General features: G+C 68.7%; 20 protein-coding genes. 10 read left to right on the plus strand and 10 right to left on the minus strand.

The genetic code is table 11. The features are described from left to right. Positions 1-192 (plus strand): acetyl-CoA carboxylase biotin carboxyl carrier protein subunit (locus tag ACFVXA_RS24735; protein ID WP_390026696.1); only part of this gene is annotated, 192 nt, incomplete at its 5' end. Positions 193-310: 118 nt separating this feature from the next. Here ACFVXA_RS24735 and ACFVXA_RS24740 read toward each other — a convergent pair. The 6 genes from ACFVXA_RS24740 to ACFVXA_RS24765 form a co-directional block, all read right to left on the minus strand. Further along, on the minus strand, positions 311-661 hold the full coding sequence (locus tag ACFVXA_RS24740; RefSeq protein ID WP_362034070.1) for a nuclear transport factor 2 family protein: 351 nt from the start codon (positions 659-661) through the stop codon (positions 311-313). A 46-nt stretch (positions 662-707) separates the two neighbouring features. Continuing rightward, positions 708-1,955: a cytochrome P450 gene (locus ACFVXA_RS24745; protein WP_362034073.1), complete on the minus strand. Its 1,248-nt coding sequence runs from the start codon at positions 1,953-1,955 to the stop codon at positions 708-710. 34 nt (positions 1,956-1,989) lie between these two features. Beyond that, on the minus strand, positions 1,990-3,264 hold the full coding sequence (locus tag ACFVXA_RS24750; RefSeq protein ID WP_384026680.1) for a cytochrome P450: 1,275 nt from the start codon (positions 3,262-3,264) through the stop codon (positions 1,990-1,992). A 34-nt stretch (positions 3,265-3,298) separates the two neighbouring features. Next, the gene (locus tag ACFVXA_RS24755) at positions 3,299-5,026 is read right to left on the minus strand and encodes an acyl-CoA dehydrogenase family protein (RefSeq protein ID WP_383911925.1); all 1,728 of its coding nucleotides are present in this window, start codon (positions 5,024-5,026) and stop codon (positions 3,299-3,301) included. Positions 5,027-5,211: 185 nt separating this feature from the next. Next, positions 5,212-5,556, minus strand: a complete 345-nt coding sequence (locus ACFVXA_RS24760) for a hypothetical protein (RefSeq protein ID WP_362034081.1) — start codon at positions 5,554-5,556, stop codon at positions 5,212-5,214. 280 nt (positions 5,557-5,836) lie between these two features. Next, positions 5,837-6,562, minus strand: coding sequence for a TetR/AcrR family transcriptional regulator (locus ACFVXA_RS24765; protein WP_362034084.1), 726 nt, complete (start codon positions 6,560-6,562; stop codon positions 5,837-5,839). Positions 6,563-6,843: 281 nt separating this feature from the next. Between ACFVXA_RS24765 and ACFVXA_RS24770 the strand changes: the two genes are divergently transcribed. The 3 genes from ACFVXA_RS24770 to ACFVXA_RS24780 all read left to right on the plus strand — a co-directional run bounded on the left by ACFVXA_RS24770 (position 6,844) and on the right by ACFVXA_RS24780 (position 10,925). Continuing rightward, positions 6,844-8,355: a GMC family oxidoreductase gene (locus ACFVXA_RS24770; RefSeq protein WP_390026700.1), complete on the plus strand. Its 1,512-nt coding sequence runs from the start codon at positions 6,844-6,846 to the stop codon at positions 8,353-8,355. A gap of 174 nt (positions 8,356-8,529) precedes the next feature. Further along, positions 8,530-10,002 (plus strand): MFS transporter, encoded by a 1,473-nt coding sequence (locus tag ACFVXA_RS24775; RefSeq protein WP_383911921.1) that lies wholly within the window; start codon positions 8,530-8,532, stop codon positions 10,000-10,002. Positions 10,003-10,226: 224 nt separating this feature from the next. Next, a complete protein-coding gene (locus ACFVXA_RS24780) occupies positions 10,227-10,925 on the plus strand; it encodes a thioesterase II family protein (RefSeq protein WP_383748313.1) in 699 nt (232 codons plus the stop codon). A gap of 143 nt (positions 10,926-11,068) precedes the next feature. On the opposite strand, the gene ACFVXA_RS24785 is transcribed toward ACFVXA_RS24780, so the two are convergent. The 3 genes from ACFVXA_RS24785 to ACFVXA_RS24795 form a co-directional block, all read right to left on the minus strand. Then, a complete protein-coding gene (locus ACFVXA_RS24785) occupies positions 11,069-13,897 on the minus strand; it encodes an AAA family ATPase (RefSeq protein ID WP_390026702.1) in 2,829 nt (942 codons plus the stop codon). Between the two features lie 450 nt (positions 13,898-14,347). Next, entirely contained in the window at positions 14,348-14,995 is a 648-nt protein-coding gene (locus ACFVXA_RS24790; RefSeq protein WP_362034100.1) for a ScbR family autoregulator-binding transcription factor, read from the minus strand. A gap of 243 nt (positions 14,996-15,238) precedes the next feature. Beyond that, positions 15,239-16,144, minus strand: coding sequence for a ScbA/BarX family gamma-butyrolactone biosynthesis protein (locus ACFVXA_RS24795; protein WP_390026705.1), 906 nt, complete (start codon positions 16,142-16,144; stop codon positions 15,239-15,241). Between the two features lie 261 nt (positions 16,145-16,405). On the opposite strand from ACFVXA_RS24795, the gene ACFVXA_RS24800 reads away from it, so the two are divergent. Continuing rightward, entirely contained in the window at positions 16,406-17,047 is a 642-nt protein-coding gene (locus ACFVXA_RS24800) for a ScbR family autoregulator-binding transcription factor (RefSeq protein WP_362028891.1), read from the plus strand. Positions 17,048-17,050: 3 nt separating this feature from the next. Continuing rightward, complete coding sequence (locus ACFVXA_RS24805) at positions 17,051-17,905, plus strand: NAD(P)H-binding protein (RefSeq protein ID WP_390026707.1); 855 nt, start codon at positions 17,051-17,053, stop codon at positions 17,903-17,905. A gap of 189 nt (positions 17,906-18,094) precedes the next feature. On the opposite strand, the gene ACFVXA_RS24810 is transcribed toward ACFVXA_RS24805, so the two are convergent. Continuing rightward, entirely contained in the window at positions 18,095-19,540 is a 1,446-nt protein-coding gene (locus tag ACFVXA_RS24810) for a gamma-aminobutyraldehyde dehydrogenase (protein ID WP_390026709.1), read from the minus strand. 854 nt (positions 19,541-20,394) lie between these two features. On the opposite strand from ACFVXA_RS24810, the gene ACFVXA_RS24815 reads away from it, so the two are divergent. From ACFVXA_RS24815 to ACFVXA_RS24830, 4 genes are read left to right on the plus strand one after another with little or no spacing between them, the layout of a single operon-like run. Next, complete coding sequence (locus ACFVXA_RS24815; protein WP_384024986.1) at positions 20,395-21,480, plus strand: extracellular solute-binding protein; 1,086 nt, start codon at positions 20,395-20,397, stop codon at positions 21,478-21,480. Next, a complete protein-coding gene (locus ACFVXA_RS24820; RefSeq protein WP_383911597.1) occupies positions 21,480-22,367 on the plus strand; it encodes an ABC transporter permease in 888 nt (295 codons plus the stop codon). Before ACFVXA_RS24815 ends, ACFVXA_RS24820 begins: the two co-directional genes overlap by 1 nt. Continuing rightward, positions 22,354-23,184 (plus strand): ABC transporter permease, encoded by an 831-nt coding sequence (locus ACFVXA_RS24825; RefSeq protein ID WP_383911595.1) that lies wholly within the window; start codon positions 22,354-22,356, stop codon positions 23,182-23,184. The genes ACFVXA_RS24820 and ACFVXA_RS24825 overlap by 14 nt, the downstream gene beginning before the upstream one ends. A 3-nt stretch (positions 23,185-23,187) precedes the next feature. Beyond that, positions 23,188-24,309, plus strand: a complete 1,122-nt coding sequence (locus ACFVXA_RS24830; RefSeq protein ID WP_390026711.1) for an ABC transporter ATP-binding protein — start codon at positions 23,188-23,190, stop codon at positions 24,307-24,309. Positions 24,310-24,505: the final 196 nt, after the last annotated feature.

Below are 24,505 nucleotides of genomic sequence, written 5' to 3' on the forward strand. Positions count from 1 at the left end.
CAGGGCACCATCGTCAAGGTCGCCGTCGAGGAAGGCCAGGAAGTCAAGGAAGGCGACCTCGTCGTCGTCCTGGAAGCCATGAAGATGGAACAACCACTCAACGCCCACCGCTCCGGCACCATCAAGGGCCTCAGCGCCGAAGTCGGCGCATCCATCACCTCCGGCGCCGCGATCTGCGAAATCAAGGACTGACACACAGACCGCAGAGATCAAGGACCGACACGAAGACCCAGGACCGACACGCGCGGAACGCCCAAGGACCGCCAGGCCTCACGGCCTGGCGGTCCTTTCGGTGTCGCGCCGGAATGCTCTACGAGAAGAAGCCGTACAGCCGCCGCACCTGCCCGTTCTCCACCGCCGCGAAGTCGTAGCCGACGGCGAACGGCTGTCCGCCGACCGGGCCGACCTGCCAGGTGAAACGTGCCAGGTTGTGATGGGCGGTGACCTCGCTCGCGAGCGCGAAGACGCCGCCGGGAATCTGCTTCTGGGTCTCCGCGATGTACCCGTCCAGCGCCGCCCGCCCCTCGATCTGCACGTTCGGGTCGACGTACTCCACGTTCTCCGTGAACAACTCGTCGATCACGGCACGGCGTTCCACCGCGTCCACGATGTTCCAGGTGTCGATGTACTTCTTCACCACGGTGGTGATGTCACTGCTCACGTGCTGACTCTCCTAGTCGTTCGGTTCTCTTGGTTCCCCGCGGGCCTCAGGAGGCGGCGAGCGGCCTGACCGTCACCGGCAGCTCCGCGAGACTGCGAATGGCGAGCGCGCCATTGGTGGGCGGAGTCTGCGTGCTGAGCTGGACGTCGTACTTCACGAGGGCGTCGAGCGCGACCTCGGTGATCAGCTTGGCGATCGGCGCGGCGACACAGAAGTGGATGCCGTGCCCGAACCCGAGGTGCCGGGTGCCGCGCCTGCTCAGGTCGAGCCGCTCGGCGTCCTCGTAGACACCGGGGTCACGGTTGGCCGCGCCGAGCAGCATGAAGACCTCCTCGTCGGCCTTGACCGGCACGCCTCCGACCTCTGTGTCCTCGAGGGCGGTCCGGTTGATCAGCTGGACCGCCGAGTCGTACCGCATCAGCTCCTCCACCGCTCCGGCCGCCTGCTCGGGGTGCGCCCGGTACCACTCCAGCTGGTCCGGGTGGCGCAGCAGGGAGAGCGCGGCCAGGCCCATCGCGGCCTGCGGAGCGCTGAAGCCGGCGAGGAAGATGTTGGCGACCGTGGTGAGCAGTTCGATCTCGTTGAGCCGCTCACCGTCCTGCTCGACCAGTACGAGCTCGCTCATCAGGTCGTCCTGGGGCTGGGCACGGCGCTCGGCGATCAGCTCCTGGGCGATGGCGACATAGCCGTCCCGGGCCTTGAGCCGGTTGGCGAGCGCGTCGGGCGAGAGGGTGTACGCGGGGTCCAGGCCGCGGCCGGCGTCGTTGGCGTACTCGATGCACTCGGCGAGGTACTTCGCGGGCACACCGACCAGAATGTTCAGGACCCCGGCGCCGAGCGGCCGGAACAGCTTGGTCGTGAGGTCTACGGAGCCATGGGCGGCCGTCTCCGCCACCGTCTCCGCGACCAGTTGCGCGGCGAGTTCCTCGGCCGCGGGACGCAGCCGCTCGATGGCACGCGGGGTGAACGCCTTGGAGACCAGTGCCCGGATGCGGGTGTGGTCCGGCGGGTCCATGAACATCACGGCGGGCTTGAGGCCCTCGGGCGTGGGTATCAGCGTGTCCTGGTACCCGGCGCCCTCGCCGCGGCCCAGCTTCGGGTTGCGCAGCACGGAGTTGACGTCGTGGTAGCCGAGCACGGCCACTCCGGCCGCCGTGCGGATCACGGAACCGCCGGTGGCGCGCAGCCGGGTGTAGGTGGCGTACGGGTTGGAATGGAAGTCGGGGTCGAACGGGTCGTAGGGCAGGACCTCGGGAAGGTCCTCGCCGGCCACGGTCTCCACGGTCTCGGTCATGTCGGGTATCCCGTCAGGTCAGGAGTGGGGTGGGTCAGGAGGCGTCGCCGGTCGGTACCAGCTCCACCGGCATGTCGAGGATCACGGTGTGTTTGTTGTTGGGGGCGTAGCCGACCGGCCCGGTCAGCCGGACCTCCGCCACCCGGTCGAGCAGGGCTTCCAGGAAGAGCCGGATCTCCAGGCGGGCCACCTGGTCGCCGAGGCAGAAGTGGGTGCCGGTGCCGAAGGAGAGATGCGGGTTGTGGGTCCGGCCGATGTCGAAGGTCGAGGCGTTGTCGAAGACGGCTTCGTCGCGGTTGGCGGAGGGCCACCAGAAGGTGACCTTGTCGCCGGCCTTGATGTGGTGGCCGTGCAGTTCCAGGTCGCGGGTCGCGGTGCGCCGGTTGTACGGGTTCGGCGGCGCCCAGCGCAGGATCTCCTCGATCGCCTGGGGCAGCAGCGACCGGTCCTTGCGCAACGCCTGCCACTGCTCGGGGTGTTGAGCAAGGGCGAGGACTCCGCTGGCGATGGTGTTGCGGGGCTGCTCGAAGCCGGTGATCAGGATGAGGACGGCATTGGCGTCGCGCTCCTGTGCGGTGAGCGGCTCCTCGCCGTGTCCTTCCTCGATGGCGCCGAGCGCGAGGACGCTGCCCAGGTCGCGCGCGGGCGCCTCGCGCTTGCCGTCCAACAGGCCTTTGAAATAGGCCGACATGGTCTGGAAGATCTCGGCGGAGCCCGAGTCGACCCGGCCGGTCTGCCGGTTGACGAAGCCCAGGTTGCTGCGTCCCCAGGCGGCGAGCCGGTCCCAGTCCTCGCGCGGCGCTCCGAGCAGCAGGGAGATGGCCCGCAGGGCGTAGGGCTCGCTGAGGTCTTTCATGAAGTCGGCGCCGCCGCCGTGGGTGAGCGCGCCGGACAGCAGGTCGGCGGCGATCCCGCGCAGCGGGTCGGCGAGTCCCTCGGCGATCTCGCCGGTGACGGCGGGCCGCAGCAGCCGCCGGATCAGGTCGTGCCGCGGATCGTCCATCATCGCGAACAGCACACCGGCGTGTACGCCGACGGGGAGGTCCTCCAGATGGGATCCGCCGCCCGCGCGGTCGCCGCCGCCCTGTGCCGAGAAGTCGGGCGACGCGGCGGCCGCCACGATGTCGGCGTGCCGGGTGAGGACCCAGAAGCCGTCTCCGTCCGCGGTCCGTCCGCCGGGGTGGAAGAGCACCGGCGCCTCTTGACGCAGCCTGGCGAACACGTCGTACGGAACACCGTCGGCGAACCGGGACTGGTCCGAAAGGTCGAACCCGTCCAGTACCGCCGGGAGTTCATGGTCGATGGTCATCAGAGCCTCTCGGGGTTCGGGTGTCCGTCGGCACTCAGTGACGGACGAGCTGGTCGGCGCCGCCGTCGGCCAGCCAGCGGCGGCTGATGTGGGCGTGGTCGGGCTCGGCGTCGGGCTCCAAGCGGGCGAACAGTCCGCTGAGCGTGTGGCGGGCCTCGGCGCAGTGGACGTCGGCCAGTTCCTGGTGCCCCGCGGGCACGGCCTCGGCCGGTGTCCCGGCCGCGGCCGCCCGGGCCAGCGCGGCGACGGCGTTGAAGAGTTCACCGGCGATGCGGCCGAGGAGCACCACGGTGCGCTCCTTGGCGTACAACTGCTCGGGGTCCGGGTGGCGGCGCACCAGGCCGACGGCGAACCGCCGCAGTTCCCCGACGAGTCGGTCGATCGCCCGTGCGTGCTCCTGGTTGGCCGGCGAGAGGCCGGCTGCCGAGGTGCCGGCACCGGGGCCCGGCTCGCCCTGTGTGCCGTCGTCGGCGTAGGTCCTTGCGTCGGCGTAGTACTGGCCGAGGAGTATCCGCCCGAGCTGGTTGTCGAGCTGGAAGTCGACGTTCCCCGCGATCCGCAGGCCTCGCGCGTCACGGAAGGCGCGCTCCAGTGGTACGGGTACGGCGCCGCGGCGGTTCTTGCTCGCGACGGTCTCGAACCCTTCTCCGCCGTGGAGCGACACGGTTCGGTCGACGATCCGCCAAGCCCCCCGCACCAACAGGTTCTTGGTGGCGAACCTCTCGAACCAGCGATCGGTCAGACCGCTGCCGAGCAGGCTCCAGCGGACCGCCGATTCCATGGCGTACACATCGGCGAGGGTGGCGGTGACCGTGCGCTGGATCTCGTCGTAGTCGCCGAGGGCGCGGCCGTCGATGGAGCGCCGTGCGATGAATTCGCGGGACCAGGCCAAGCTGTTCCTGGCGATCGCCATCGCGGGGGCGCCGGTGAAGTAGATGCGCCCGAGCAGCGCCACCATTCCTACCAGGAAGGGCAGTTGGTCGCTCTCCGGGTCGATGAGCACCTGGTCGGCGGGGACCAGGACGTCGTCGAAGTGGAGCGATGCGTTGGGCAGGCCGCGGCTTCCCATGAACTCGAGCCGGGTGCCCACGGAGAAGCCAGGGGTGCTGGTGTCGAGGAAGCAGGCACCGACCTTGGGTCCGCCCTCGCCGAGCACCGTCGCGGAGACGGCGACGAGGTCGGCGACGGGCCCGTTTCCGGTGAAGAGCTTCTCTCCGTTGAGCAGATAGCCGCCTTCCACGGGGGTCGCGGTGAGGGTCGGCCGGGCGTTGTTCTGTCCGGAGCGGTCGGTGTCACCGAAGCCGGAGACGGTGCCCTTGGCGATCCGAGCGCTGACGAAGTCCCGCAGCGGGCCGGGCGGCAGGGCCGGCAGCATCGCGGCCGCGCCGACGCCGTTCTGGATGGCCACGACCTGGCCGACGGGTACGGAGTGCGCGCAGGCCTGGGCGATCAGGCGGAAGGTGTTGTACGCGGAGAGCCCGAGGCCGCCGAGTGCGGGGTCGATGCCGAGCCGCAGGTAGCCGCGGTCCTGCAGGTCGTCGAGGAGACCGGCGGGCAGCGCCCTCGTGCTGTCCACCGCGGTCGCGTCGATGCGCCGGGCGAAGAAGGCCTCGGCCTCGGCCACGAGGCGGTCGCCTGTCTCCTGCTCCTCCGGGCTCTGCCGAGGGAAGTCCTGCCAGCGGCTCCACTCGACACGGCCCTCCTGAAGATCGGTCAGAAAGGTGGCGGGAGCGGCTTTACCGTCGGTTGATGCGGCGGTCATCGGTGATTCCTCTTTCGGTCGACGCGCGACACTCGGAAAGCTAAATGCCGCCCTCCCCCTATCGCCAACCCCAGATCTGCGCCAACCACCCCTATTCTCAAGGAAAAAGCAGTATGGGCCAGACGCGTTCGCCGCGTCTGGCCCATACTGCAACCGGTGATGAGGACCGCTGTCCTCCGGCTCGGTCAGCCGAAGAAGTTGTAAGCGGTCTCGACAACGCCGTCATTGATGTGCAGGACGCCATAACCCTTGGCGACCGGCTCGGCGGCGGGACCGAGGTGCCAGGTGTACAGCACCACGTCATGGTGGGAGCCGATAATCGTGGTCAGGTCGAGCGGAAGGTCTCCGAGCTTCCCACGGGCCGCGCCGATGGCCTCCACGATGGCGTCGCGGTCCTCGGCGACCCAGTCGGGGTCGATGATCTTCGCCTTCTTGGCGAAGATCGACTCGAGCGTCGCCTTGCGGCTCTCGGCATCGAAGTCATTCCACGCCTTGAAGTACGTCTCGACGATCTGGGTGGCATCGCTCATGGGAATTTCCTTCCAAATAAACAGTGGAGCCTCACGCGGGGCAACTGCCTCCGCGGGCGCCCAGGGCGCCACGGCCGCGGGATACGCGCACATCACCGGCTGGTACGGAGTACACGCCGTTCAGTTGCACTACGGCCAACAGTAGCGCAACGCCGTTCAGTGTCAAGCGGCCTTCTCCGCCGGTGAATTGACCGGAAACCGGTGACCAAAAAAGTGCTGGGGCGGCACCTGTTCAGGTGCCGCCCCAGCACTGTGTACGGGCGCGGGTGTTGCCGGCGGGTCAGTCGCTCGCGACCGCCACCGGGGCCGTCAGACCGAGCAGATGCGTGAGGTCGACGAGCTCGGAGTGGTACAGCTTCGCCGGGTCCTGGACCTGCGGACGCAGATGCCCGTAGATCTCCAGGGAAACCAGGCCGTGCACCCGTCCCCAGAGCCGCATGGCGAGCGCGACGGCCGCGGGATGCAGATCGGGGAAGGCCCCGCGGACCATCTTGATGAACTCGGGGTCGTAGTCGGACCAGGCGTAGTGGTCGTCGGCGTGCAGCCGCTGAGCCCATGGCCACGCCGCGACCACGACACCCGTGAGTGCCGTGCAGGCACGGTGTTCCGCCTCGGCGGCCGCACTGCAGGCAGGGACCTGGTAGTCCGGTGCCGGATCCCCGTAGACGAGCCGGAACTCCTGCGGGTTCGCGACGGCCCAGGCCCGGTAGGCCTGGCCGTATGCCATCACCTGCCCGACCGGCCCCTGGGGCGCGGCCGCGATGGCCGCCTCCAGCGTCTCCGCCAGGGAGTTGTAGACATCGGCGACCAGCGCCGTGATCAAGTCGTCCCGGGTGTCGTAGTAGCTGTAGATCGCACCCGCGGTCATCCCCATCTCACGAGCGATCGCACGGAGGGAGACGGCCGCCGTGCCGTTCTCCGCCATGTGCTTCAGCGCGATCGTCTTGATCTCCTGTGCGGCCTCGGCGCGGAGGCGTTCTCGCCTGCTCGGTTTCGGGTCTGCCATGCACTCCATTCTAACAGCGTAAAGTACGCTACTCAGCGCTCAGACTGTGAGCACTGTGTAGTCACGCGGGCGGCGATGCCGCCTGGCTTGGCCGGCCCGGCATCCACACGCACCGTGTAGGGGTCCGTTCGCCCTCCTGAGGGGGCTGGATCTAGGGGTTGCCCCTAGGGGGGCGTCCGCCCATAACTTCGGCTCGCGCAATAGCGACACAAATTGCCCGTACAGCCGGCCCTCGACGCACCTTCGCTGAGCCGCGGCCGGCCAGGCGAAAGGTATGGACGTTGGCTGATTCACTGGACGGCTGGGACTACATCATTGTCGGCGGTGGCGCCGCGGGATCAGCGCTCGCCGCCCGTCTTTCCGAGGATTCGGCGGCGAATGTCCTGCTGCTGGAGGCCGGAAAGGACATTCGCCCGGAGAACCGTCCCGCCAATTTCCAGGGCCGCACATTCGACTTGGACATGGAGGCTCAGCCCGAATTCTGGTGGCGCGGCCTGGAAACCCGAATCCATCCGGCGCTGGATCCCATTCCTTTCCAGGCCGGCCGCGGAATCGGCGGCACATCCCAGGTGAACGGTCTCTTCTCCATCCGCGGCGTGCGGGAGGACTTCGACCGCTGGGTCGCCCTCGGCGCCAAGGGATGGTCCTTCGACGAGGTCCTCCCGTCGTACGTCAAATTGGAGGACGACCTCGATTTCCCGGACGCCCCCTACCACGGGAAGGGCGGCCCGCTGCCGATCTACCGTGAACCGCAGAAGGACTGGGGCGGGGTGGACAACGCCTTCCGGGACGCGGCACTGGACCTGGGGGTCCCCTGGCACGACGACACCAACGCGCCGCAGGCGACCGGCCTCTCCCCGTTCGCCATGCACATCCGCGACGGCAAGCGGGTGGCCGCCAACGACGGTTACCTGGAGCCCGCCCGCGGGCGGGCCAACCTGACCATCCGGGCCGGGGCCCTGGTGGACAGCGTGACCTTCGCCCCCGGCACGAAGCGGGCGAACGGCGTCAAGCTGGCGGGCGGCGAGACCATTCCGCTGGCGCCGGGCGGCGAGGTGATCCTCTCGGCCGGAGGCACGCTCTCACCGGCGCTCCTCGTACGCTCCGGGATCGGCCCCGCCGACGACCTCGCCCGCCTCGGCGTGGACAAGGTCGCGGATCTGCCCGTGGGCCAGGAGCTCACCGAGCATCCCTTCATCGTCCTGGCCCTGCCGATTGAGCTGGAGAAGGCCGCGAGCCCCTTCGGCCGGACCGTGAACGTCACGTGGCGCTACTCCTCGGGCCTGGCCGGAGCCGGCGACAACGACATGATGATCATCCCGAACAACGGCTGGCTCGGCATTCCCGGCGTCTGCATCTGGCAGATGCACGCCGTGAGCCGCGGAAAGCTGGTCTTCACCTCGCTCGATCCGCTCGCCGGCCCGCTCGCGGAGTTGCGCATGCTCACCGAGCAGAGCGACCTGCTGCGCGCCAAGGACGGTCTGGAGCGGGTCAACGAACTGGTCAACCACACCGCCTTCACCTCCATCCTGGCCGACAAGCCGAACCTGCCGTCGGCCGAGGAGCTGCCCACGGTGACCTTCGCCAGCCACCACGTGGCCACCACGGTCCGGATGGGCTCCCCGGACGACGCGACCACCGTGGTCGACCCCGAGTGCCGGGTGCTGGGCGTCGAGGGCCTGCGCGTCATCGACCAGTCGGTGATGCCCGAGGTCATCCGCGGCAACCCCCTGCTCACCGTTCTCATGATCGCCGAGCGCATGGCGGACCGCATCAAGGCCGCACGCGCCTGATCACCCGTGCAGGGGCCGACCCCAACAGGCTTGGCCCCTGCACCGTTTGACAGCCGAGCGCCGTTAAGTCAAACTCCACCGTGTTGATACTGAACACCGTGTAGTCCCCGATGTTGCTCATCATTGCCGGTCTCCGCAGTCAGCACCGGCCAAGTGACAGAAAGAAGCCAAGTCGTGGTTGACACCGTCCCCAGGACTCAGCACAGGCCCGGGCTCATGCTCGCGTTGCTGGCATTTGCGCAGTTCATCGTTGCCGCCGACTACAACATCGTTTATGTCGCGCTCCCCGACATCGGCCATGCCCTCGGCTTCACCGCCCAGTCGCTTCAGTGGGTCGTGAGTGCGTACGCGGTGGCCTTCGGCGGTCTCCTGCTCTTCGGCGGCCGTCTCGTCGACCGTCTCGGCGCCCGCCGGATCTTCATCCTCGGTGCCGCGATCTTCGGCATCTCCTGCCTCGTCGGCGGTCTCGCCACGGACCCGGGTGTGCTGATCACAGCCCGCGCCGTCCAGGGCCTGGGAGGCGCACTCCTTTCGCCCGCCACGCTGACCCTCGTCAACATCCGTTTCGAAGAGGGCGCCGAGCGCAACCGCGCGATGGCCGTCTGGGGTGCCTCCGGCAGCGGTGGTCTCGCGGCCGGCGCGCTGCTCGGCGGTCTGCTGACCAACGCGTGGGGCTGGGAGTGGGTCCTGTTCATTCTGGTCCCGATGGCCCTGCTGGCCGCGGTCGCCGCTCCCGCCCTGCTGCCGGCCGACGAGCGTTCGCAAAGTGGCGGCAGCTTCGACGTGCCGGGCGCGCTGCTCGCCACCGCCGGTTCCTCGCTGCTGGTCCTCGGTCTGGTCAGCGGCCCCGAGGCGGGCTGGGGCTCGCTGCGCGGCGTCGGCTCGATCGGTGCCGGCGTCCTGCTCCTCGCCGTCTTCGCCCTGGTCGAGAACAAGACCCGGGAACCGCTCATCCCGATGCGGCTGTTCGGCAACCGCAGCCTGGTGACCGCCATCGTCGTCATCCTGGTGTTCCAGAGCGCGCTGGCCGGTTCGTACTACCTGTTCACCAACTACATGCAGGGCGTGCTCGGTTACGACGCGCTGGAGGCGGGCCTCGCCTTCCTGCCGCTCACCATCATCTCGATGGGCGCCTCCCTCAAGATCACCGGCGTTCTGCTGGGCAAGTGGGGTCCGCGCGCCACCCTCTTCACCGGCATGCTCATCAATGGCACCGGCATGATCATCCTGGCCTTGGGCATGAGCACCGGCGCGACGTTCTGGCAGCTGGTGCCGGGGCTCGTCGTCTGGGGCATCGGTGGCGGTGTCACCTTCCCGGCGATGTTCGTCTGCGCCGCCTCCGGCGTCGCCCCGAGCGAGGCCGGTATCGCCTCCGCCCTGGCCTCCGCCTCGCAGCAGATCGGTGGCGCCGCGGGCCTCGCCGTCCTGGTCGCGATCGCCAACGCGGGTCTGAACCTGGACTCCGGTGCGACGCCGGCGGTGGCGGACGTCTCGGACGGCCTGCGCACCGCCATGTGGATCGGTGGCGCGGCCTCCGTGATCGGCGGCCTGCTCGCCTTCACCCTGAAGAAGCCCGGCAGCGCCGCCCCGGCGGCCGCCGACGCACCGGCGCAGCAGTCCGACGAACTCGGCGCCGTCTCGCACTGAGCGGCGCGGACTTCTCCCGGGGCGGGCCCCAGCAGGACAGCGGGACTCACCCCACCCCCGAACGCGGGTTCATGGCCGGGCATTCCCCCGACCGGCCATGAACCCGCCACCACCATTCCCCAATACACCGCTACGCGGCGTCCCCCACCGCCGCTCCCAGCCAGTGAGGTCGACGGATGCCGGCGAGCCAAGTCAGCCCGGATTCCTGGATACAACGCTTCGCGGTGTCGGAGAGCAGCGAACTACGGCTCGTCTGTTTTCCGCACGCCGGAGGCTCGGCGAGCTACTTCGGGCCGTTGGCGCGGGCCCTGGCCCCGGGCGTCGAGACCTGGGCCATGCAGTACCCCGGCCGCCAGGACCGCTACCGCGAGCCGCTCCTCGACAGCGTCACCGACCTGGCCGACGCCGCCTTCATGGCGCTGCGCAGGGAGCTCCGGGCCCCGTACGCTTTCTTCGGGCATAGCCTCGGTGCCGTCGTGGCCTTCGAAGTCGCCCGTCGCTTCGAGCAGTTGACCCCGCAGGGACCGGTGCGCCTGTTCGCGTCCGCGCGGCGCGCCCCGTCCGTAGCGGGCCAGGCCGACGTCCACCTGCGCGACGACGACGGTCTGGTCCAGGAGATGACCCGCCTCGGCGGTACGGACACGGCCGTTCTCGCCGACCCCGAACTGCGCGCCCTGGTCCTGCCCGTCGTACGAGCCGACTACCGCGCGGTGGAGAACTACAGCCCCTCGGCCGGGGCCCGGCTCACCTGCCCCGTCTCCGTGCTCGTCGGAGACGCCGACCCGGTCACCCCGGTGTCGGACGCCGCCGCCTGGGACCTCCACACCACCAAGGGCGCCGACGTCCAGGTGTTCGCCGGGGGGCACTTCTACCTCGACTGGCACACGGCCGCAGTGGCCTCGGCGATCACCCGCTCGCTGTGACCACGGGCTCGGGCGGCCGGTTCGCCCCTCGACGGCACACACGCCTCGGCTGCGGACAGCCGAAGCGGCGAACCGCTGCCCGGCGGGGAACTCCCGGCAGCGGCCCCGCGGCCTCGACGCACGCCGACGGCGATCGCCGTCGGTCAGCGGAATGAACCCCCGTGCTCCTGACGTCCGGCTGCCTGGAGCGCCCCCACCAGCTCCGTCCGCCGCTTGATGTTGAGCTTGCGATAGATCCGCGTCAGATGCTGCTCCACCGTGCTCACGGTGACGAACAGGCGGCCGGCGATCTGTCGGTTGCTGAGCCCGCCGACCGCGAGCTGGGCGACCCTCATCTCGGCGTCGCTGAGCGCCTCCATGAGGGGCCCGTTCTGCGTCGCGGGCCGAGCGCCCCGAGCCGCCTCCTCGTCGGTGTCCGTCGCCAGGGGCGCGGGGGACGGGATCCGCACCCCGCTCTGTTCGGCCATGAGCCGGGCCCGGCGCAGCATGAGACGGCCCTTGCTGTACTGGCCCAGCTCCTGCTGAACCCAGCCCAGGTCATGCAGAGCGAAGGCGAGTTCGAGCGGCGCCTCACACGTCTGCAGGCACTCGGCCGCCTTCGTGAGCAGTTTGAGGCGCTCGTCCAGCGAGCTGACCGCGGCCAGCTTCCGCAGCGTCCCGGCGTAGACCCGTGGATGCGCGGGGCCGCACATCCGCACCTGCTCGGTCAGCAGGAGCCGGGCCCGCTCATGGTGCCCGAGACGGATGAGCGCCTCGGCGGCGCTGGACCGCCACGGCACGGCCACGGGGTTGTCGATCCCCCACCGACCGGCGAGCTCCCCCGCCGCGAGGAAGTCGTCCAGGGCCGCCGAAACCTGGCCGTCCGCAAGGTACTTGTGGCCACGGGCACGCAACAGCCGCATGCCCAGCGGGGTTTCGAAGATGGCCTGCGGGATCGACGACTGCGCTTCGTCGACCGCCGGGCTCGTACTGCCCGTCAGCGCGCTCGCGTGCAGTGCCGTACTCACCGGAAGCCCCAGCATGACGCCCCAGCTCCGGGCCGGGAGCAGCGCCAACGCCTGCTCGACCTGCTGTACGGCGGCCCTGGGGTCGCCCTGCCGCAGCCTGATCTCCGCGTGTGCGGCACAGAACAGCGCCTCCCACACCACGGCGGAGTCACGCCGCGCCTGGGAGATGAATCCCTCTACCCACTGCCGGGCCTCCTGGAGCCGCTCGGCGTGGATCAGGGTGTGCACCGACGTCAGCAGGAGCGCCGCCGTGCCCTCGTTCAGGGCGTAGTGGCGCAGTGCCTGCTGGGCCTCACCCACCGATGCGGCGTCGGGTCCCGCGGTCAGATTGCGACGGAACATCGCCGCGGCACGCCGCTTGGTCCAGGCCTCCGGCGACACACCGCCCGTGGCCGTGGTCTCCTCGGCCTCCCTGCCGGGCCATTCGACGGATCGTTCCGGGTAGACCACGTTGAGCCAGGCGCACGACGCCTCCAGGTGAGAGGACGTCACCAGGTCGTGGGTCGCCAGGGCCCCTTCGGCACCGTTCTTCAGGATCTCGATCGCCTCATCGGGGCGCCCGAACCACATCAGCGCGTCGACGGGCGCCGTGACGTGCCGGCCGGAGAGCCGACCGGCCCTGGAGTCGGCCGCCAGTCCACCGACCCTGCGGTACGCGGCGTACGGGTCGGTCCGCCAGGTGGCGCGAACGATCATCGCCGTGGTGACGGCCTGCCGCCGTTCGTCCGTGTCGTACTGCAGCGCCACGCGCAGGCAGTCCAGCGCGAACTCCACCTCCCCTTCGGCGAGGGCCGCTTCGGCCGCCTCGTGCAGCACGGGGATCGCGCAGTCCGTGTCGACGCGGTCGGCACCGAGGATCTGGCGCGCGATGGTGATCGCCGAAAAGCCGTTCTTGAACATCACGTTGGCGGTGTGCGTCTGAAGGTCGGCCCGCTCCTCCGGCGTCATCCCGCTCAGCACGGCACTGCGGGCCTGGGCGTGTCGCAGCAGTCCGCCCGAGAGGATCCCGGTCTCCCTCAGGATGTCCAGGGCCTGGGCGCTCGTCTCCGCGTCCAGTCCGGCCAGTTGAGCGAGTACGGCGACGGACGGCGCCTCCTCGAGCACGGCCAAGTGCCGTGCCACCTGGAGGACTTCGGGCTCGTAGCGGAAGACACAGCTGATCAGGGCCTGGCTGAATCCGTCGGCGACGCGGAAGTGCGAGCTCTGCGACTCGACGGTGCTCCGGTTGTCCTTGACGAGGCCACGCAGCAGGAGAGGGTTACCGCCCGTGACGGCGTACCCGTCGGCCGCCAGCCGCTGCGCCTGCGCGCGGCCGAGCTCTTCGGCCATCACGTCCTCGACGCCCTGCGGAGACAGGAGCGGAAGCCTGACAAATCGAACCTGGGGCTCGGGCGGCAGCTCCGCCTCGGACAGCGTGGCGATCCGGCGCGAGTGCGGCGACTCGTTGAGGACGACGAGCAGCTTCTGGGAGCGCAGCCTGCGGACGACGTAGGAGAGGCAGCGCAGCGAGGGCGTATCCCCGGAGTGCGCGTCGTCGATGCCGATCACCAAGGGACGCCGCGCCTGTTCGACGATGTCGAGCAGGGCCATGCACATTCCGTGGAACGTCTGCGGCGCCACGTCGTCCGTGCGCCCTCCCTGGAGAAACCGGGTGGTCAGTACGGATTGAGCCTCCGCCACCCAGCGCATGGCCCGGGCCCGGGGGCCGGACGGGATCTGGGTGGTGTGCAGCAGATGCGCCAACAGGCCGAAAGGTACGGCCTGTTCCACTCGGGAGGCGGTCGCTCCCAGATAGTCCGCTCCGTTCGCGTCCACATGGGCCGCGAACTCGTTCAGAAGTTCCGTCTTGCCGCATCCGACCGGGCCACTGACCACAGCGACTCTGCTGTTCCCCGCCAGGCATTCCTCGAACAGGTCCTGCAACGCGTTCAGCGGCCGGACCCGCTCCGACAGAACGGACGACACCGAACGTTGACGTGGAACCTCTACGCGGTGTGTGGATATGCCTGTCACCGTCATACTCGTTCATTCCCCCTGCAAGATACGAGTGTTACGCCGCAGCGTGGCCGTCCCGAGACGGCCCGGCTATTTAAATACCGGACGACCCGTTCTGTCAACGACAGTTGATCATCGTCGGGCCGCAACCGAGCACGCTGAAGGGGCACTTGGAGGCGCGACGGAGTCCCGGAAGCCACACCGCTTCAGAGGGCCAGGTCAGAACGCCGAGCGCCTGGCCGTGGAACGCAACGGGCCGGGCCGGGTGAATTGCATCACATCACGACGAAGGATCAGCGAAGGATCTCGAACGAGCGGGTACGGATTTCAGATATTTTACGGTCCGATGAATTCTCAATTGAATTCACTTTGTGGAGCAACCATTTGATGATACGTCAATTATCCGTAGTCCGCCCGGCTTCATGAGTTTCCGCATTCCCGCTCGAGCCTGCCGGCAAGGCCGAGGTAGTGGGCGCGCCGGGGCACCGGCACCAGCGCCTGCACCAGGAGGCGCCACATCTCGCCGATCCTGCGGAGCTGCGGCCCCCGGGGCTCCAGGGTCCGGCCCACCATGCGACTGCCGACGAAGAAGCAGATGATGGAGTGGGCCACGACCTCCACGTCGACGTCCGGCTGCACGTCCGACTCCTTCACCGCGTCGAGCAGTCTGGCCGCGGCGATGTCCGCCCACTCCCGGAACGGGTGCCGGAACGGGTGCCGGAGTTCGACCCTGCCGACAGCGAGCCGGAGACCGGCCCTGGCGATCGGCTCTTCGAGGGCCAGCCGCGTTATCGCGAACGTTATCCGCATGAGGACTTCGAGCGAGGGATGCCCTTGACCATCGATTTCCTTCGCGATCCGCAACGAAGAGCGGTACTGAAGATCCATGATCGCGTGTACGAGATCTTCCTTCGACGCGAAATGAAAGTACAGAGCGCCTTTGGTGACCTGCGCGTGCGCGACGATGTCACTCAGACTCGTCGACTCGTAGCCGTGCCGATCGAACAGGTCGGCGGCTGCTTCGATGATCGTCGCGCGCGTCTGCTCGGCACGGGGCTGCCTCGCCATCGACTGGAACACTCCCGGGGCAGAGAAAAGAACGGGATGAGCCGTTTGTTTATTACTCCCAGTACACGATAGCTCACTGAGATGCTCTCATGTGGTGAACGCTGTTTCCACTGCGCCCGGAGGTACGGATCTGGTGCGCCGCCGAGCGGGGACGGTTCGTTCGTGCGGGCACGACCCGACGGGGCGTGGTGCGCCCCGATGGCGGCGCCGCGGCGGGCGCGCGCGCGGCGCCATCGCACCGAATCAGCCGGCGGCGCTCCGCGCGGTGTGCGCGGCGATCGCCACCGTGCCGACCGTGCACTCGAAGACGGTCTGTTCGTCCTGCGTGGCCGCCACTCGAACCTGGGTGCCGTCCTCTTCTGCGGCCACCACCTCCATCCAGGTGGGCCGGTCGAGTTCGGCGTACCGGTGGAATGTCGCGTGGAACGACGCCTGCACGCGCCCCGCGCTCCCGACTCGGACCCTTACGGCCTGGCGGGCCGCCTCCAGGAACAACATGCCGGGAACATGGTCGAGCGGGTGGTCGAAAAGAACCGGATGTCCGGTATCGACCCGCAGTTGCCACCGACCACGCTTATCCGCCGGTGCCAGGACGACGTCCGCCCCGGTGGTCCGGTGCACGGCGGCCGCCGGAATACCTGGAGGCGGCGACAACGCGGACACCGAGGCCGGGGTCCGGCCGCCGCGAAGTCGGCGGTAGACGGATTCACTGACGCAGCTGAATCCGACCTCCGCCCGCGCGACGACCGCTCCGTCCCGCCGGACGTCCGCGCGATAGCGAATCCCCGTGGTGACAGAGCCCCGGCGCTGGATCTCGGAACACGTGATGTCGAGAACGAGCTCCGCCGGAACACCGGCCACGGCGAGGTGCTCGGGATACGTCGTGACGCGAAGTTCCTGCAGCACAAACTGATGACCGAGTGGAACACCGTATTCCGCGTGTGCGAGCAACGCGCCGCACTGCCGAACGGTCTCGATCACGAGCAACGGTTCGTATGTGGCCCTGTCCGGCGACACAAAGAGACTGTGCGCCCGGGGCCACTGGGCGGACACGCAGAATCGATCCGTCCCGGCTGTCACCCAGTCCGTGAGGAACGTCTCCGCGACCGCCGCGCGGTGAACAAGCTGCCGAGGAACGGTCGCCGTCATGGACCGGTCCTCTCTGTGGACGATGGATGGAACGCACCGTCGCGCCGGAGCAACTGCCCCCGTCGGATCGGTCCGTGCCCCGACAAGGTGCGGTAACTGAGGCATCTCTCCCCCTCGATCCCTCGAAACCCATGGAACACGGGAAGGCACCCGTGCCATTGAGCGCTAGAGTACGAGGCGACCGGTTTGTTTTCAATGTGATCTAGTCGGCTCGACACGCGCGTGAAATACAGTCGACCAGGTTTCGCGGAGGGGCTCTTCATGGCAAAGCAGGAGCGCGCCATCAGGACGCGTAGAGCGATCTTGGAAGCTGCGGGCGCGGTCTTCGACGAGCACGGCTATGCCTCCACCACCATCTCGATGGTGCTGGAGCGCGCCGAAGTCACCAAGGGAGCCCTGTACTTCCACTTCCCCTCCAAGGAAGCTCTGGCTCAGGCGGTGTTGGACGAGCAGGTGCCGTCCGGAGCGGTACCTCCGCAGCCCTGCAAGTTGCAGGAGATCATCGACATCACCTTCGTCGTGGCGGAGCGGCTGCTGGACAACGCGCTCCTCAGAGGAAGCGTCCGGCTCACCGTGGACCAGTGCGCGCCGCCTGGCGTCGATCACACGGGACCGTTCCGCCTCTGGGCGGAGCACCTGATGGAATTGATGGAACAGGCCCGCGCACAGGGCGAGTTGCTGCCCAGTGTGGAACGGAGGGACACCGTGGAGCTGGTGGTCGGGGGCTTCGCCGGCATCCAGCTGATGTCCCGGGCGCTGACCAAGCGGGAGGACCTCGGACACCGGGTCTCAGTGCTGTGGGGCCACATCCTGCCGAGCATCGCGGTGCCCGGGCTGCTTCTCTCCCTCGACACCAAAGCCGACCGCGGCGCCCGTATCCTCGCCAGTCTCGACCTGTCCTGAGCCATGATCCTGCTGACAGGCGCCACCGGAACCGTCGGACGGCTGGTGGCAGAGCGCCTCTCCCCTACTGAGCCCGTGCGTCTTCTGACCCGGAACCCGGTCCGCGCGGCCCCTCCGGCCGGTCGCCAAGTCGAGGTGGTGGGCGGTGACTTCGGGGACTTCGGGAGTCTGGTCCGGGCGCTGACCGGCGTCCGGTCCGCGCTCCTCGTCACCGCGGATCCGCTGACACACGCCCATGACGAACACTTCGTCAGGGCCGCGCGCACAGCAGGGGTGCGGCACGTGGTGAAGCTCTCCGCGCTGGCCGTGACCGATCCCGGAGCCACCGACCTGATCACCCGTTGGCAGCGGGGCAACGAGGACCTCCTGCGCACGTCCGGCATGGCGTGGACCCTTCTGCGTCCTCGCGCCTTCATGTCCAACACGCTCGGCTGGGCCCGCTCGATACGCGAGGAGGGGGTGGTACGCGCGCTCGACGGCACGTCGGCGAACGCCGTCGTGGATCCGCGCGACATCGCGGACGTCGCCGCTCTGGCCCTGACGGATCCGGAACGCCACGGCGGCCGTGCGTATCCGCTCACCGGCCCCGCGCCCATCGCCGCGGCCGAACAGACGGCGGTGCTCGCCGAGGTTCTCCAACGCCCCCTTTCCTTTTGCGAGTTGACGGAGAGTCAGGTCCGCGAGCGGCTCGGTGCGCGTTACCCCGGTCGGGTGGTCGACGCGCTCATGGAGAGCGCGGCACGCCAGCGCTCGGGCGCCAAATCGCGTGTCGATCCCACCGTGCGAGAGTTGCTGGGCCGGCAGAGCGGCGACTATCGAGCCTGGGCGACCGACCACGCTGGGCTGTTCGCCACGTGACTCTGCGCTTCACGGGCAGGTGAGGTGAGCGAGGGAAGGGGTCCTGCCACTACGCCCGACGGCGCACGACGTACGGGAGCGGCACGCGCGCGCCTCGTAGGCCGCAGGCAGGCCAGGCACGGGCAGGCACCCGGCAGGCCAGGCACCCGCCAGGTCAGACACCGGCAGGTCAGATGCCCACGAGCCATGTCACAGCGACGTCATGACGTGCTTGATGCGGGTGTAGTCCTCGAAGCCGTACGCCGACAGATCCTTGCCGTAGCCGGACTTCTTGTAGCCACCGTGTGGCATCTCGGCGACCAGGATCATGTGCGTGTTGATCCATACGCAGCCGAAGTCGAGCCGCTTCGACATGCGCATCGCGCGGGCGTGGTCCTTCGTCCAGACCGAGGAGGCGAGAGCGTAGTCGACACCGTTGGCCCACTCGACGGCCTGGTCCTCGTCGGCGAAGGACTGGACGGTGATGACCGGGCCGAAGACCTCGTTCTGGATGATCTCGTCGTCCTGCTCAAGGCCGGAGACGACGGTGGGAGCGTAGAAGTAGCCGTGTTCACCGACGCGGTGACCGCCTGCCTGGACCTTGGCGTGCGGCGGGAGCCGGTCGATGAAACCGCTCACCTGGGCGAGCTGGCCGGAGTTGTTGAGGGGGCCGAAGAGCACACCCTCCTCGTCGATGCCACCGGTCCTGATGTCGGCGGCGGCCTTGGCCAGGGCGGCGACGAACTCATCGTGGACGGACTCGTGCACCAGCACCCGGGTGGCGGCCGTGCAGTCCTGTCCGGCGTTGAAGAAGCCGGCCGTCGTGATGCCCTCCACGGCCTGCGCGATGTCCGCGTCGTCGAAGACGACCACGGGCGCCTTGCCGCCGAGCTCCAGGTGGACCCGCTTGACATCCTTGGCGGCGCTCTCGGCGACCTGGATGCCGGCGCGCACAGAACCGGTGATGGCGGCCATGGCCGGAACAGGGTGCTCGACCATGAGCTGCCCGGTGCTGCGGTCGCCGCACACCACATTGAGCACCCCGACGGGCAGATCCAGCTCCCTCAGTACGCCGCCGACGATCCCGGCGAGCAGCACCGTGGAGGCGGGGGTGGTGTCCGAGGGCTTGAGGACCACGGTGTTGCCCGCGGCGATCGCCGGTGCGAACTTCCACACCGCCGTCATCATCGGGTAGTTCCAGGGCGCGACCTGCGCGCACACACCGATCGGCTCTCGCCGGATGATGGAGGTCAGGCCCTCCGTGTACTCCCCCGCCGCCTTGCCTTCCAGCAGCCGCGCGGCGCCCGCGAAGAAACGCAACTGGTCGACCATGGGAACGATCTCTTCGGTCCTGGTCACGGCGCGCGGCTTGCCGGTGTCGCGGCACTCCGCCTCGACCAGCTCCTCAGCGCGCGCCTCGACGGCGTCCGCGATCTTCAGGAGCAGCTTCTGCCGGATACTGGGGGTGGAGTCGCGCCACGCGGGAAAGGCCGCCGCCGCGGCCGCCATCGCCGCGTCCACGTCCGCCGCTCCCGACAGCGGTGAACTCGCGTACACCTCACCGGTGGTGGGGTCGACGACCGGCAGGGTACGACCGTCCTTCGCGTCGACGAATTCGCCGTCGACGTAATTGCGCAGCGTACGGAATTCGCTCACGACGTTCTGTGCTCCTCGTGGCTCGGGAATCGTGGGGATACGGGAAGTCCGCTGTCGGGACCGGCTGGTGGACGTTGGCGATGACGATGGCGATGACGATGGCGATGGCGATGACGCAGCGCCCCGGTGGGTGGAGGGCGGCCGTGTGACTGCGTTCCGGTTGTGCCGGGTGAGGAGACCGGGCCGAGCGACGCGCGGAATTGGCGACTTCCGGGCCGGCGGGCCAGGCCTGAGGGACAGCAGCTGAGGGACAGCGGCTCAGGAACGGAAACCTGACCTGACCAGGCCTGGTCGCCGTCCCAGGCCAGTGACGCTATCCGCCGCCCGGGCAGCCAAGAAGTGGTGGATTCATCCATCGTATCGAAGCCGTATGGATGATCTGCACACCCAGTGAGGGCTGTGCGGTCGGGGCGGAGCAAGGCGACATCTGTCTGCGAGCCCTGGACGCGACCCCTGGAAAGACACTCATTGACGCGCAGAGGACATGTCCCTACTGTTGCGCCACGCGGTCGCCGGACTGACGCAGACCGCGTGTACCGGAACGTTCCCTTTTCCGCGGATCGCCTGATCGTGACGGCGGATGTGAACGGGTTCCGGAAAGTCACGGTCGTTGGCGACGGCTGGTGGCTCCTCAGGTCGCGGTTCGACCTGTTCGCTCATGACGCAGCTCGCAGCTCCCCTGTTCGCCCCTCTGACGCTGATCCCTGCCGCCCCCGTATTCATCGCGCCCCGCACCCGTCATTCGGTGTGCTCCGACGCGCGCCCTCGTGTTCCACGAGTCGTGTTCCCACAAGGGCCACGAGTCGTGTTCCAAGAAAGGCATGGCCCCCATGAATGAGCAGTCACACAGAAGCATGAGCCGGCGGTCGATCCTTCGGGCGGCCGGTGCCTCCGCGCTGGCGGCCCCCCTCGCCGGGAGTCTCCTCACCGCGTGCAGCACCAAATCGGCGCCGTCGGCCAAGCCGAACACCACGGTGACCGTCACCTCGTACGGCGGCTCGTACAACGACCAGCTGACGAAGACCCTGCTCAAGCCGTTCGAGAAGAAGACGGGTGTCCGCTCGTCGCTGCTGGCCAACACCAGCCTCGCCGGGCTCAAGGCCCAGGTGCAGTCCGGCGACGTCCAATGGGACCTGGTGGAGTTGACCGCACCGGAGTACCTCCAGGCCGTAGATGAGGGGCTGTTGGAGAAGCTGGACTACGGCGTCATCGACGACAAGGGGCTGCCCTCGTACGCGAAGGCCGACTACGGCATCAAGTATCTGAGCTTCCTCTTCGTGATGGCCTGGGACCAGAAGCACATCTCCGATGCACAGGCGCCCAAGAACTGGGAGCAGTTCCTGGACCAGGGGCGCTACAAGGGCAAGCGTTCCGTCTACTCGCAGTTGTCCGACAGCTCGATCCTGGAGGCGGCACGACTCGCCGCGGGCGTGCCGTTCGACAAGATCTACCCCCTCGACGTCGACGCCGCCCTGAAGTACCTGGCCCAGCACCCCGGGCGGGACGGGCTGATCTACCACACGGCCAATCAGGAGCCGATCCAGCAGCTCACCTCGGGTGAGGTCGCGCTCTCGACCAGCTTCAACAACCGGATCAGCGCCGCCCGCAAGGACGGGGCGCGGCTGAACTTCACCGCCAGGAACAGCGTCGTGGCGGGCGACTACTTCGTGGTCCCCAAGGGCGCCAGGAACAAGGAGGCGGCCTTCCGGCTCCTGGACTTCATGAGCAACGACCCCGCGGCCGGCGCCGACTTCATCCAGACCACCAACCTCACCCTGGCCAACACCCCGGCTCTGGCCAAGCTGCCGTCCTCGGTGGCCGATTCGCTGCCCACCAGTCCGAAACTGGCGGACTCCATCCTGGTACGCGACGACACCTGGTGGGCCAAGAACCTCAAGGCGACCGAGCAGCGCTTCAAGCTGTGGCAGGCGGGCAGCTGATGACGTCCACCGTCACGCCCGCCGCGGCGTCGGCACCCGCTTCGGCCGGTACCGACGCACCGCGGCGGCGCCGGCGCCCGCGCGGCACATGGTTGCTGCTGCTGGCGCCCGCACTCGCCTTCGACGCCGTACTCTTCCTGACACCCCTCGGCAAGCTGGTCGCGGCGAGCACCCACGGCCACGCCTACCAGCGCGTGCTGAAGGACCCGCTGGTGTCGCGGTCGCTCCTCAACACCTTCGAGATCAGCGCACTGTCGACGCTCGCCACGGTCGTGCTGGGGTATCTGCTGGCCGTGGTGATCTGGCGGCGCGGACCGCTGGCGCGGGTCATCCTGTTCGCTCTGGTGCTGCTGCCCTTCTGGACGGGCGTCCTGGTGAAGAACTTCGCCTGGGCGGTCCTGCTGCAGGACAACGGCCTGGTGAACACCGCGCTGCAGGGCCTCGGTATCACCGATGCCCCGGTGGCCCTGCTCCACAACCGCTTCGCCGTCGTGCTCGGCATGGTGCACTACCTGCTGCCCTACGCCGTCTTCCCGATCTTCGCGGCCCTGGCCGCGATCGACGACCGGCTCGAACTCGCGGCCCGGTCGCTGGGCGCGGGCGAGGCGTCGGTCTTCCGCCGGATCATCCTGCCCCTGACCGTGCCGGGGGTCTCCGCCGCGGGTCTGCTGGTGTTCATCATCAGCACGGGCTTCTTCATCACGCCCGTCGTGCTGGGCGGCCCCGGCGACATGATGATCGCCAATCAGATCGACTTCTACGCGAGGCAGTTGACCGACTTCGCAGGTGCGTCGGCGCTCGCGCTGCTGCTCACCGTCATCGTCAGCGTACTGGTCGCGATATACCAGCGGATCCTTCGCGCAGGAGGCGAATATGAGGCTCACTAGACCTCGGCATGTGTCCTCGCTGATCGCCTCGGTGCCGGTCTTCGTCTTCCTGGTCGTGCCGACGCTGATCGTGCTGCCGGTGGCGTTCACCGGCAGCCGCTACATCACCTTCCCGCCCGAGCAGTTGTCCACCGAGGCGGTCACCGGCTTCTTCCACGACCAGGCGTGGATGTCGGCCCTGTCCGCGAGTCTCCAGGCGGCCGGTGTCGCGGTGGTGATCGCGGTGCTGCTCGGCGGGACGGCCGCGGTGGCCCTGCACGGGCGTACGTTTCCCGGGAAGGCGGCGGTCACGGGCGTACTGCTCGCGCCGATGATCGTGCCCGCGGTGGTGCTGGCTCTGGCGTTCTACCAGTTCTTCATCTCCATCGGCATGGTGGGGACGGTCCTGCCGATCGGCCTCGCCCATGCCGTGATCGCCGTGCCGTACGCCTTTCTCACCGTACGGGCCAGCCTCGCCGGGCTGAACCCGGCGCTCGTCCACTCGGCGAGCAGCCTGGGCGCGGGAGCGTTCTCCGTCATGCGGTTCGTCTATCTCCCGGTCATCCGGCCGGGGCTCGTCGCGGGGGCCCTGTTCGCCTTCTCGGTGTCCATCGACGAGACGGTCATCGCGCTGTTCCTGCAGTCCCCGAACGCGACGACGCTGCCGGTGAAGATGTTCACCGACATCCAGTACAACCTGACCCCCAAGATCGCCGTGTCCTCGGCGTTGCTCGTCACCGTCGCCACGCTCGGTCTGCTCGTACAGGTCTGCTTCACCATTCGCCGCCGCTCCGTCGCACAGCTGCTCCCCTTGACCGCCCCCGAACAGACAGGGTGATCCATGACGACCACGACCACACAGCAGACATCCGCCTCGACCGCCCCCGAGGAGCGGCGTGGCGCCATCGAGCTCCGGGGCGTCCGCAAGACGTACGGGACTGTCGCCGCCGTCGACGACCTCGATCTGTCGGTCGAGCCCGGCGAGTTCGTCGCCCTGCTCGGGCCGAGCGGGTCGGGCAAGACCACCACCATGATGATGGTGGCCGGCTTCGAGGAACTCACCTCCGGCACCGTGCTGATCGACGGCGAACCGGTGGACCGGCTGCCCCCCAAGGACCGCAACCTCGGCGTCGTCTTCCAGAGTTATGCCTTGTTCCCGCACATGAGCGCCGCGGAGAACGTCGAGTTCCCGCTGCGCATGCGAGGCGTTCAGCGGGGTGAGCGCCGTAAGCGTGCGGAGGAGGCACTCGCCCGCGTCGGTCTGGCCGGGTTCGGCGACCGTCGTCCGCGTCAGATGTCCGGCGGCCAGCAGCAGCGCGTCGCGCTGGCCCGCGCTCTGGTGTTCAACCCCGCGGCCCTTCTCCTTGACGAGCCGATGGCCGCCCTGGACAAGCGCCTGCGCGAGCAGATGCAGGACGAGGTCAAGACGCTGCAGCAGTCGCTCGGCATCTCCGTCCTGTTCGTCACCCATGACCAGGACGAGGCCATGTCCATGTCCGACAGGATCGTGGTCATGCGCGACGGCAGGATCGTGCAGGAGGGCGCCCCCGAGGACGTGTACGCACATCCGCGGACCGACTGGGTGGCCAACTTCCTCGGCGACACCAATCTGCTGCCCTGCACGGTGCTGGAACGTCGGGACGGCGAAGCCGTCGTCGACCTCGGCGCGTGGGGAGTCGGCCGGGTACGGGACCGCGGGGCCAAGGGCGATGCGTACGCCGTCTCCATCCGCCCCGAGCATCTGCGGTTCGTCGACGCCGACCGCGCCGAGAACCGCGGCTCCGGCCGGGTGCTGTCGTCCACCGGCCTGGGAGCCACAGTCCGCCACCGACTGCACGTGGGCGGCCAGGACGTGGTCATGCGGGAGCTCGGCACGGGCTCGCGTGCGAGTGGCCTCCTCGACAGCGAGGTGACGGTCGGCTGGTCGCCACAGGAGGCTCAGCTGCTCGTCCTGGAGCCATGAGACTGCCGGGACGGGGCGCACCGAGAGGGTTTCACAGCGGGTCACTTGGGGCCGGCACGGAACTCATCGCAAGGAGGTGCGCCCGTCCTTGGTCCGTGCGGCCACCCATAAGGCGACCTGCGTGCGCGATCGAGCTCGCCTTGTCGCGGACCTTGTCCAGATGCGATGCGTGGCCTCGGTCTGCTCGGGGTGAGAA

The organism is Streptomyces sp. NPDC058246 (genome assembly GCF_042881985.1).
GTDB lineage: Bacteria > Actinomycetota > Actinomycetes > Streptomycetales > Streptomycetaceae > Streptomyces.

Excerpts from the sequence above, each read along its gene's own strand:
- ACFVXA_RS24825 (WP_383911595.1), top strand. The coding sequence starts at position 22,354 with ATGAGGCTCACTAGACCTCGGCATGTGTCCTCGCTGATCGCCTCGGTG.
- ACFVXA_RS24760 (WP_362034081.1), bottom strand. The coding sequence starts at position 5,556 with ATGAGCGATGCCACCCAGATCGTCGAGACGTACTTCAAGGCGTGGAAT.
- ACFVXA_RS24790 (WP_362034100.1), bottom strand. The coding sequence starts at position 14,995 with ATGGCGAGGCAGCCCCGTGCCGAGCAGACGCGCGCGACGATCATCGAA.
- ACFVXA_RS24805 (WP_390026707.1), top strand. The coding sequence starts at position 17,051 with ATGATCCTGCTGACAGGCGCCACCGGAACCGTCGGACGGCTGGTGGCA.
- ACFVXA_RS24750 (WP_384026680.1), bottom strand. The coding sequence starts at position 3,264 with ATGACCATCGACCATGAACTCCCGGCGGTACTGGACGGGTTCGACCTT.
- ACFVXA_RS24800 (WP_362028891.1), top strand. The coding sequence starts at position 16,406 with ATGGCAAAGCAGGAGCGCGCCATCAGGACGCGTAGAGCGATCTTGGAA.
- ACFVXA_RS24820 (WP_383911597.1), top strand. The coding sequence starts at position 21,480 with ATGACGTCCACCGTCACGCCCGCCGCGGCGTCGGCACCCGCTTCGGCC.
- ACFVXA_RS24765 (WP_362034084.1), bottom strand. The coding sequence starts at position 6,562 with ATGGCAGACCCGAAACCGAGCAGGCGAGAACGCCTCCGCGCCGAGGCC.
- ACFVXA_RS24745 (WP_362034073.1), bottom strand. The coding sequence starts at position 1,955 with ATGACCGAGACCGTGGAGACCGTGGCCGGCGAGGACCTTCCCGAGGTC.
- ACFVXA_RS24830 (WP_390026711.1), top strand. The coding sequence starts at position 23,188 with ATGACGACCACGACCACACAGCAGACATCCGCCTCGACCGCCCCCGAG.
- ACFVXA_RS24815 (WP_384024986.1), top strand. The coding sequence starts at position 20,395 with ATGAGCCGGCGGTCGATCCTTCGGGCGGCCGGTGCCTCCGCGCTGGCG.
- ACFVXA_RS24755 (WP_383911925.1), bottom strand. The coding sequence starts at position 5,026 with ATGACCGCCGCATCAACCGACGGTAAAGCCGCTCCCGCCACCTTTCTG.
- ACFVXA_RS24795 (WP_390026705.1), bottom strand. The coding sequence starts at position 16,144 with ATGACGGCGACCGTTCCTCGGCAGCTTGTTCACCGCGCGGCGGTCGCG.